The sequence below is a fragment of the Corallococcus aberystwythensis genome (genome assembly GCF_003612165.1).
GTDB classification, from domain to species: Bacteria; Myxococcota; Myxococcia; order Myxococcales; family Myxococcaceae; genus Corallococcus; species Corallococcus aberystwythensis.
The window spans coordinates 1-6,015 of the sequence record NZ_RAWK01000414.1 but is presented as its reverse complement, the minus strand read 5'-3'; the positions used below and the strand labels follow the sequence as shown (position 1 = coordinate 6,015).

Below are 6,015 nucleotides of genomic sequence, written 5' to 3'. Positions count from 1 at the left end.
GGGCGGTTCCTTCGGGGGCGCCTCGCCCTGCCCTTGGGGTGCGGGCGCGGGCGCACCCGTGGGCTTGGGCAGGGGCTGCGCCGCCAGGAGCAGGCCTGGGACGAGCAGCGCGAAGCAGAGGGACGAAAGGAGTCGGTTCACCGGAAGTGTCCTCGGGGAAGACGCGGGGCGCGGCATCCTGCCAGGATGCGTGGGCTGGCAGGGCGCCCGTGAACTCGCGGACAGGCGAGCGTGTTCCTGGACGCGGCGGGCCGCGACGCGTTCCCCCTGACGCGGGCCGAATCTGCTACTGCATCCGGCCTATGTCGGACTTCAGTCTTCCCGCGGACCCAGCGGGGCGGCGCGAGAAGCTCGCCGTGCTGTTCACCGAAGCGGTGCCCCACAACCATGCGCTCGGCTTGAGGCTGGAAGCGGTGGGGGCCACGGACGCGACGGTGGTGATGCCATACGCGGACGTGCTCGTCGGCAACCCGGAGACGGGGGTGGTGGCGGGCGGCGCGGTGACGACGCTCATCGACGCGGCGAGCGGCACCGCGGTGATGGCGGCGCTGGACGCGTTCGCGGCCATCGTCACGTTGGACCTGCGAATCGACTACCTGCGCCCCGCGCGGCCGGGCCTGCCGCTGACCGCGCAGGCCGAGTGCTACAAGGTCACCCGCCTGGTCGCCTTCGTGCGCGCGCTGGTGCACCAGGGAGACCCGGCGATGCCGGTGGCCTCGTCGCAGGGCACCTTCATGCGGGTGGAGGACTGACCGCCATGAGCACGCCTTCGCTTCCCCTCGCGGACCTGGTGCGGCTGGTGCGCCAGTCGCGCGAGTACCACCGCCTCACCGACGCCATCCCCTACACGCGCTTCATGGGCATTGGCGTGGAGAACCTGGCCGGCGAGATGCTCTGCCGCATGCGCTACGCGCCGCACCTCATTGGCAACAGCCTGCTGCCCGCGCTGCACGGCGGCTCGCTGGGGGCGCTGCTGGAGTCGAGCGCCATCTTCGAATTGCTGCTCCGGACGGACACCGAGCGCGTGCCCAAGGTCATCTCCACCACGGTGGACTTCCTGCGCTCGGGCAAGGCGCAGGACACCTTCGCGAAGGCGTTCATCACACGGCAGGGACGGCGCGTGGCCAACGTGCGCGTGGAGGCCTGGCAGGACGACCGCACGCGGCCCATCGCCAGCTCGCACGCGTTGTTCCTGCTGTCGGAGCCGTGAGTCTTCTGGGCCTGGGGGGACGCTAGCCGTCCACCACGATGCGGTACGTGCGGCGCTTGCCGCCGTCGCCCCAGACGACGAGGGTGGTCTTCCCCGCCGCCAACCCGGAGACCTCCACCCCGTCCCTTCCGGTCGTCTTCACGTCCGCGACGGACGGATCGCCCAGCGCCACACGGCTCAGCCCCGGCACCGTCAGCACCTGCTTCGCGCCCTTCTTCAGGGTGAGCGTTTCGTCCGCGGCCGGTGCCTCTTCCCGGGCCGCGGGCTCCTTCGCCCACGCGGGCGGGGCGCCCAGCAGCAGGGTTCCCAACGTCAGGGCCACGAAACGTGAAGCCATGGATGCACCTCCAGATGTCTCCGGGAGAGTCCGGAGCTGTCCCAATGTCCCATGCGTGCGCATCCGACGTTTCCGGAGACTCCCCGGAAAGCGGGTACTGACGTTGTTACAGTGGGGTTCCCATTTCTACAGGGTCCCTGCCGAGTCATGAAGCAGACAGCGTGCACGGGAGCACGGCGGCCTGCCTTGGGGTCCGCCGGGTGGAGGACAGGGGTTCCGGTCCGGGGTCGCGGTGGGGGCGCGGCAGTGAACGCGAGCGCGCGTCACGGGAGCGCGGCACGTCGCCTGCTAGCTCAGGGGAGCGACACCGACGCGGAGACCCCCATGAGCGAGCGCGAGTCGATGAAGCTGCGGGAGTTGAAGGAAGCCGCACATGCGCTGTACCAGCGGGGGAGGTACGCGCAATGCGTGGAAACGTACGCGCAGCTCGCGAAGCGGCTGCCGCGAGACGCGAATGTGCGCGTCCGGCTGGCGGAGGCCTGCCGCCGCGCGGGGCAGCGGGAGCAGGCCATCGCCGCGTACCGTGAAGCCGCGCAGGTGCTGTTGTCACTGGGTTGCGAGTCTCGCGCGAGGGGTGCGCTGAAGGCCGCGCTGGAGTTGGATCCACGGGACCCGACGTTGCAGATGGAGGTGGTGCGGCTGGGCCAGGGCGCGGTGACGCCGACGGAGCTGGAGGACGAGCAGCTCTACCGCTTCGACCGGCTGCCACCGCCGACGCCGCCGCCCGGGCGGATGCGCAGCGTGCCGCCGCCTCCGCCGCCGAGCTTCGTGCTCAACGCCGCGCAGGAGCCGGCCGCTCCAGCCGGCCTGCCGGTGGCGCCGCCCATCGCGCCGCTGAACGTCCGTGGGACGCCGAACGCGATGCCGGGGCCGGGACGGCAGGCGGTGCTGCCCCATCCGCGTCCCGCGGCGCCGCTCGCGCGAGACGCGGCGATAGAGGCGATGTCCCGCTCGATGTCGAAGGCGGCGGGTACGCCGGAGGCCGCGCCGCTTCCGAAGGTCATCGTGTCGATGGCCGCCTTCGAGGACCCGCCGGCCGCGAGCACCCCGCGGGCGCCGGGCAACAACACGCCTCCGGGCATCGCGCCCGTCACGGTGGGAAGGACCGTGCCCCAGAAGGCCCTGCCGGGTGTGCCGCTGGGCCTGCCCGCGCTGCCGCGGAACCCCCTGGATGCAGCGGGGGTGAAGCCCGCCGTGCCGCCGGAGCGGCCCACGGTGAAGGTCATCGCGCTGCTGAACCACGCGCCCGGCGCCCTGCCGACGCCGCCTCCTTCCGCTCCGGTGCCGCACGCCACCACGAATCATCCGCACGCGTCGGCGCTGACGGCGCCGCCGATGGCCGTGCTGCCCTACAAGCCGGAGATGCGCCGCCTGGCGCCGAACGTGGTGGCCCTGCGGGTGTCACCGCAGGCGCGCTGGGTCATCATCCGTTCGGAGAGCGAGCTCGAGGTGAGCCGTTCGGAGGCACTGCCTGACGAGCCGGCCGCCGTGCACTGAGGTGCGCGGCGCGCTGTGCTTTCGTCTGCCATTGCATGCTCAAATGACTCTCACGGAGCATCCCCCGCTCCGGAGAGGGTTTCCGCATGCGGCTCGGGCCTTCGCCCTGATGGCCACGGCGGCCATCGGCACCACGGCCCCCGGCCTGGCGGCGAAGGTGCCCCGGCTCCCTGGAGCCGCACTGGCCACGGTGCAGGCCGAGTCCCAGCTGGGCCTGCGGTTCGCGGCGGTCGCGGAGGTGGAGACGGTGGCGGTGAGCGCCGGGACCGTGACGATCGCGCTCGCACCGGGTGCGGTGGCCATGGCGGGCAATGGTGGTAGCACCACGCCGCCTCCTCATGCACCCAGGGGATGGGGCTCGTTCAGTGGCTTCAAGAAGGCCCTGGGCCCGGCGGGGCCGGGCAAGGAGTGGCATCACATCGTCGAACAGACTCCGGGCAACGTGCAGCGGTTCGGTCCCCAGGCTCTTCACAACACCGAGAACGTCGTCCCGCTAGACAAGGCGCTGCATGCCCGCGTCAGCGAACTCTATTCCGCGATCCGACGTAACCTCACGGGCACGGGCAGCCTGACCGTGCGGAAATGGTTGAGCACGCAGTCCTACGAGGCCCAGCGCGACTTCGGGCTGCGGGCCATCGATAACGTGTCGAAGGGGCTTTGGTGATGACGCTGGAGGAACTCGTCGAGCAGGTCGCGAAGCACGTCGCCGCCCAGACCGATGCCATCTGGCAAGGCGATTCCAGGACCGGGAACAAGCACGCCAGGAAGTACGGGACCGCGATCGATCAACTCCTGGCCCAGGGCGATGCCGGGCGGGATGCGCTCCTCGTGCTGTTCAAGCATGAGCGCATGGACGTCCGGGTAACGGCCGCTGCCCACCTGCTCCGCTACCGGACGGCTGAAGCCAGGGCCGTCCTGGAGGAAGCCGCCAGGGGCCAGGGGCTCGTGCCTTTCGAGGCCTCTGAAGCATTGAAGCGGTGGGACGAAGGCACCTGGGCCCTGGACCCGGGATAGGTGCCCCCACCCCTACATGGACACGGACTTCGCCGGGTCGATGAGGCTCTGGAGCGGATTCGTTGCCTCCGCGGTCTCCTGCTCCACGTCCGGCTCGTAGGCGCGGACCTGCGCCTCGCAGTGGTTGCTCTTGCGATTCTGGTGGCAGTGCCGGATGCCGTACACGTGGTGGCAGCCGCATGGATCCACGCGCTTCTTGGCGCACAGCGACGGATTGAACACCGGCGCCGCGGTCATCTCCACCGGCCCGGCCTGCAACGACATCGCCAGCACCATCCCCGTCAAAAACCCCATCGCCCACCCCCTTGATGCACGCTGCAGAAATGGGAATGCCGATCGGATGCCGCAACCCCCAGGCTTGTCTGAATGCCGATCCGTGCACTCCCGGCCGTTCCCTCCGTCCACCGCCTGGGGTTTCCTCCTGGCGCGTGCCAGGCAAGCAGGCATTCGTCTGTCCGGAACCCGGCACCGTCAGGGATGGGGGAGGGCTTCGTCCCTGCCGCGGGTTCACTCACCTGGGGGATTCACCATGAGCTGGAAGCAACACCTGGAAAAGGTCTCCGAGGGCCACTACGTGCTGCCGCGCACCAAGACGATGCGTGTGCACGCGGACCTGTTCCTCTCCGAAAAGCTCCTCTGGGGCGAGGAGGGCAATGCGGAAGCCCCCGCGCTCGAGGACGCCGTCTTCGATCAGGTCGTCAACGCCGCCACCTTCCCGGGCGTCACCCGCGTCGCCGTCACGCCCGACTGTCACGTGGGCTATGGCGTCCCCATTGGCACCGTCGTGGAGACGGACGGCACCCTGCTGCCCACCGCCGCCGGCTACGACATCGGCTGCGGCATGGTGCAGCTGCAGACCTCCCTCACCGTGGAGGACGTGGCCGACCCCGCGAAGCGCCGCCAGTGGATCAACGAGGTGACTGAACGCATCGCCGTGGGCGTGGGCGCCACCCGTGCGCGCAAGCAGCGCAAGGTCAACGACTCCACCCTCAAGGAGGTGCTGCGCCACGGCGCCAAGGCCCTGGGCCGCAGCCGCTCCGTCACCGAGCGCGACTTCATCCCGGTGGAGGACACCGGCGTGGACATCCCGGGGCGCGCCTACGACAAGCGCGGCCAGCTGGGCAGCCTGGGCGGCGGCAACCACTTCACCGAGATGCAGGTGGACGAGCAGGGCCGCGTCTGGGTGATGCTCCACACCGGCAGCCGCGGCTTCGGCTGGAACATCGCGAAGCACTTCTTCGTGGAGGGCGCCGCGCAGCTGGGCCTCAGGAGCCGCAGCGAGGACTTCGTCTGGCTGGACGCGGACAGCGCCCTGGGCCGCAGCTACTGGAACCTGCACAACATGGCGGCCAACTTCGCCGTGGCCAACCGGCTGCTCATCGGCGAGGCCGTGTGCGGGGCGCTCGAGGACGTGTTCGGCGGGACCGCGAGCATCTACTACGAGATCAGCCACAACCTCATCCAGCGCGAGGGCGGGAAGTTCGTCGCACGCAAGGGCGCCACGCGGGCCTTCCCGGCGGGCCACCCGGCCCTCAAGGGCACGACGTGGGAGGCCACCGGGCACCCCATCCTCATCCCCGGGTCCATGGAGACGGGCAGCGCCATCCTGTTCGCGGAGCCGGGGGCGGAGAAGTCCATCTACTCGGTGAACCACGGCTCCGGCCGGCGGCTGTCACGCGCCGCCGCGCGCCGGCAGCTCCAGCAGGAGGAGACGGACCGGCGCATGGCGGAGGCCGGCATCCTGCTCAACACCCGCACCACGCCGCTGGACGAGTCCGGGCCCTGCTACAAGAACCTGGACGACGTGCTGGAGACGGTGGAGCAGGCCGGACTCGCCCGGGTGGCCCACCGCCTCAAGCCGGTGGCCTGCATCAAGGGCGCGGACTGACAGGGGGGCTCGTGGGGGAGCCCCGGCGGCGCTAGAGTGGGCGTCCGCCTGGAGCCCCACCCATGCCCC

At 70.7% G+C, this 6,015-nt stretch carries 7 protein-coding genes and 1 pseudogene; 6 read left to right on the top strand and 2 right to left on the bottom strand.

Going from position 1 to position 6,015, the window contains the following annotated elements:
• The first annotated feature begins 302 nt into the window (after nucleotides 1-302).
• Both D7W81_RS39245 and D7W81_RS39240 read left to right on the top strand, forming a co-directional pair.
• On the top strand, nucleotides 303-752 hold the full coding sequence (locus tag D7W81_RS39245) for a PaaI family thioesterase (RefSeq protein ID WP_120560453.1): 450 nt from the start codon (nucleotides 303-305) through the stop codon (nucleotides 750-752).
• A 5-nt stretch (nucleotides 753-757) separates the two neighbouring features.
• Nucleotides 758-1,210 (top strand): PaaI family thioesterase, encoded by a 453-nt coding sequence (locus D7W81_RS39240; RefSeq protein WP_208721661.1) that lies wholly within the window; start codon nucleotides 758-760, stop codon nucleotides 1,208-1,210.
• 22 nt (nucleotides 1,211-1,232) lie between these two features.
• Here the strand turns inward: D7W81_RS39240 and D7W81_RS39235 are convergent, their stop codons facing one another.
• Nucleotides 1,233-1,547, bottom strand: coding sequence for a pilus assembly protein N-terminal domain-containing protein (locus tag D7W81_RS39235; protein WP_158621778.1), 315 nt, complete (start codon nucleotides 1,545-1,547; stop codon nucleotides 1,233-1,235).
• A 51-nt stretch (nucleotides 1,548-1,598) separates the two neighbouring features.
• Here D7W81_RS39235 and D7W81_RS42630 point away from each other — a divergent pair, with 51 nt between their 5' ends.
• The 3 genes and pseudogenes from D7W81_RS42630 to D7W81_RS39220 all read left to right on the top strand — a co-directional run bounded on the left by D7W81_RS42630 (nucleotide 1,599) and on the right by D7W81_RS39220 (nucleotide 4,058).
• Nucleotides 1,599-3,044, top strand: a complete 1,446-nt coding sequence (locus D7W81_RS42630) for a BTAD domain-containing putative transcriptional regulator (RefSeq protein WP_306440943.1) — start codon at nucleotides 1,599-1,601, stop codon at nucleotides 3,042-3,044.
• Nucleotides 3,045-3,129: 85 nt separating this feature from the next.
• Nucleotides 3,130-3,708: pseudogene (locus tag D7W81_RS39225) on the top strand (hypothetical protein); the annotation flags it as partial.
• Nucleotides 3,708-4,058, top strand: coding sequence for a DUF2019 domain-containing protein (locus D7W81_RS39220; protein ID WP_120560451.1), 351 nt, complete (start codon nucleotides 3,708-3,710; stop codon nucleotides 4,056-4,058). The pseudogene D7W81_RS39225 and the gene D7W81_RS39220, both read left to right, overlap by 1 nt.
• A 12-nt stretch (nucleotides 4,059-4,070) precedes the next feature.
• Here D7W81_RS39220 and D7W81_RS39215 read toward each other — a convergent pair whose 3' ends face one another.
• The gene (locus D7W81_RS39215; RefSeq protein WP_120548774.1) at nucleotides 4,071-4,352 is read right to left on the bottom strand and encodes a hypothetical protein; all 282 of its coding nucleotides are present in this window, start codon (nucleotides 4,350-4,352) and stop codon (nucleotides 4,071-4,073) included.
• Between the two features lie 235 nt (nucleotides 4,353-4,587).
• Here D7W81_RS39215 and D7W81_RS39210 point away from each other — a divergent pair, with 235 nt between their 5' ends.
• Nucleotides 4,588-5,946: an RtcB family protein gene (locus D7W81_RS39210; RefSeq protein ID WP_120560450.1), complete on the top strand. Its 1,359-nt coding sequence runs from the start codon at nucleotides 4,588-4,590 to the stop codon at nucleotides 5,944-5,946.
• The last annotated feature ends 69 nt before the right edge of the window (nucleotides 5,947-6,015 follow it).